The following is a 2,583-nucleotide window of genomic DNA, read 5'->3' on the forward strand; positions in this document are numbered from 1 at the left end:
CCAGGTGGTGTGCATTCTTATTGGTTCTTATTGAGAATAGGTTTTGATGACGTTTTTGGTGATTTACTGTTTCTCAAATGCCTTTTTTCACTTTATATGTTTGTTTTGATGCTCCCTTTAATTTTTTCTCTACGTAATTTCCCTCTGTGACAGTTTGGGGTGCGGAATGTGGGATCTAAAAATTATCATCCTGTCAATCCTTGAATCCTGGATATCCTGATTCAGACAAATACAACTTTCATCACCAACAAACCACCGAAAATTACAACAAAGATAATTGATTAACTGATGGATGAACCTTATACATAACGCGATTTTTTATTTTTGTTTTAATGACTTTATTTTCATCCATGGCTCTTGTTAACCAAACTTTTATCTGTCCTGAAATCAATCCTGTATTAGATTTACAATAAGTTTCAATATCTTTCGGGGATTTCGGTTGATGTAAATAATCTAGTATTAAACGCAAGAAATCTTCATACCAATCTTTAGAAATATTTTTAAAATCTGGTGCAATATTGTTATTATTGTCTACCATTGTTGCTGTTTTGCTCGGTTCACTATCAACAACTTCTTTTATTAAAACTTCTCTCAAGTTAGTATTTTCAAATTCTGAAGGAAACGGTTTTGCACCTCGATTATATAATTCTTGATTTCCTTCTGCAATGGGAGATATCATGTTGACAAATACAGGAATTTCTTTGATTTTAGATAATGCTTCTACCGCACCATTCCAAGTCCCACCTTTTTCCAAATCAGACTTAACAACTAAAGCATAATCAGCTAAACTATAAATATATTTATTCCTTCCCATTGCGTTACCTGTATTAAATCCCGCATCAGGATCATAGCTAGAAATTAAAGCTAATCTACCTTCTCGAATAGCAGAGCGATATTTACTATTTACTGCTGCTTTAGTTAAGCTATCAGCTAATACACCAACAGAAGTTCCTCCATTATTTAAAATACCTAACATTGATTCTTGGTCTATACCTCTTGCACCTCCAGAAATTACTTGTATATTTTGTTGAGAACAAGTTTTTGCTACTCTTTGTGTGTATTGAATCATCTCTTCATCTACATCACGAGAACCTACAATTGCTAATCCCCCTAAAGATAATAATTCTACATTTCCCACTCCATAAATAATAGCTGGTGATGAATGTTTTAATATTTGTTTGAGACGTTTAGGATATTTAGAATCACCACGTCCTAATATCCATAAACCGTGACTTGTCCATTTTTCTACTGCTAAACTTAGCATTAAACCCCGTTCTAATAAAGCTATAAGTCTATCAAGATTAAGTTTATTAATAGTTGTTTTTTGTATTTTTTCTCTGGCTGTTTTTTGTAGTAAATCTGCTGGACGCATTTGATTTTCACGTAACCATTCTGTTAACAAGTTATATTCACTTAAAGTTAGAGGTAACGGTTCAGTTTGACGATTTTGCCCAAAACTAGCACACAATAGCAATATTGCTTGAGTATCTGGTTGTAGGATATGATTTGACATAGTATTAAACATAATATTTCTAATCCTCTTGACCCAATGAATTAAGAGCTAATGCTACAGGATAAACTAACCCACTTCCAGTATTACGTAAAAGTGCAGCAATTACAGTAAAAGTCCAACGGGAATCTACCATATCATCAATTAAGAATACATTACCACTCATTCCTTGCCAAGATTCAATTAAAAAAGCTCCATCTAAATTATGAGCTTGTTGATAACTATTGCTCATATTTTTTTGTAACTGAGTGTGCCGAATTTTGCGGACAACTGGTTTAAATGGTAATCCTAATTTATCTGCTAGTCTTTTGGCAAAGTTAGGTACAAGTTCTGGACGATTTAAAGAAGGAACACAAGTAACCCAAGTCGGAAAGGGTTGAGGTTGCCAATTTTGAATCATCTCAAAGGTAGCTTGTACAAGTTCATCATCAAAATGATTATCTCTATATTTTCCTTTTTTAACTAATTCTCCCCAACCGGCATCACCCCATAAAGATAATGCTCTTCCTGTTTCTGCTCTTAAATTAGTTTTGATGTTTCCCGAAAATTTATAAGTTAATAATGCTTGTGAAGGCCATTGTTTACGCGGTTCTAAAATTTGGTTACTCCGACGTAAAAATAAATTTGCTTTATTTACTCGTGCATTGGTAACAGTTTCCGGTAATAAGCGTGTACCTACACACACTGTACATCTACCACATTCTTGTGGATTGGGATCATCTAATTCTGTTGCTAAAAAAGCCATTAAACATTGTTGACTTTTCATATATTCTAACATTCGCTCTTGTTCCCGTCTGCGAATTTGTGTTAGAAGTTCAATTTTTTCCCTGTTGTATTGATAATGAACTGCTGTAAGATACCATTTTGAACCTTGCAGGACTTACGCAACTGGCACAGCGATCGCTAATTATTAGTATATGTGTACTGCAATAATGAAGATGTTATTGAATCAGACTGATTGAGAATTGTTAATAGTAATAGATTAAATAAATGACGGGTATTAATTTTATGAGAGAATGATGATAGGGTGCATTAAGAAATTAATTAACGATGAAATTTACTAAACTTAATTA

2 protein-coding genes are annotated in these 2,583 nt (G+C 33.3%); both read right to left on the reverse strand.

Translation table 11 applies throughout. The features are described 5' to 3' along the window. Positions 1-262 precede the first annotated feature (262 nt). On the reverse strand, positions 263-1,513 hold the full coding sequence (locus H6F32_RS20130; protein WP_190371042.1) for a DNA-processing protein DprA: 1,251 nt from the start codon (positions 1,511-1,513) through the stop codon (positions 263-265). Positions 1,514-1,532: 19 nt separating this feature from the next. Next, positions 1,533-2,288, reverse strand: coding sequence for a phosphoribosyltransferase (locus H6F32_RS20790; protein WP_242031212.1), 756 nt, complete (start codon positions 2,286-2,288; stop codon positions 1,533-1,535). Positions 2,289-2,583: the final 295 nt, after the last annotated feature.

It is taken from the genome of Anabaena sp. FACHB-1237 (assembly GCF_014696225.1).
Classification (GTDB): Bacteria; Cyanobacteriota; Cyanobacteriia; order Cyanobacteriales; family Nostocaceae; genus FACHB-1237.

Bases quoted from the DNA above. Each gene is read 5' to 3' on its own strand.
- H6F32_RS20130 (WP_190371042.1), bottom strand. From the start codon at position 1,513: ATGTCAAATCATATCCTACAACCAGATACTCAAGCAATATTGCTATTG.
- H6F32_RS20790 (WP_242031212.1), bottom strand. From the start codon at position 2,288: ATGTTAGAATATATGAAAAGTCAACAATGTTTAATGGCTTTTTTAGCA.